Annotated in this window: 1 protein-coding gene; it reads right to left on the bottom strand. The window is 66.8% G+C overall.

Annotated elements, in window-relative coordinates; translation table 11 throughout:
* A partial coding sequence (locus SB753_RS41925; protein WP_410805803.1) for a mechanosensitive ion channel domain-containing protein occupies positions 1 to 232 on the bottom strand: 232 nt, incomplete at both ends.

Raw genomic sequence — 232 nt, 5'->3', positions numbered from 1 at the left:
CGCCAGTTCATCTCCAGCACCTTGCCCTCGACGCCGTCGATGATCACCCAGTTGCCGATGTGATACGGCTCGGTCGTGTTGATCACGATGCCGGCGAACACGTCGCTGAGCGTGCTCTGGATCGCAAGGCCAAGCACGATGGCGAGCGCGCCCGATGTCGCCACCAGCCCGCGCACCGGCAGCTCGAGCACGAAGCCGAGCGCCGCGACGACCGCCGCGAGAAACACCACCG

The sequence above is a fragment of the Paraburkholderia sp. SIMBA_053 genome, assembly GCF_046534895.1.
GTDB classification, from domain to species: domain Bacteria; phylum Pseudomonadota; class Gammaproteobacteria; order Burkholderiales; family Burkholderiaceae; genus Paraburkholderia; species Paraburkholderia caledonica.
Note: the sequence above shows the minus strand (reverse complement) of the source record. Positions and strands in the feature narration are given on the sequence as shown.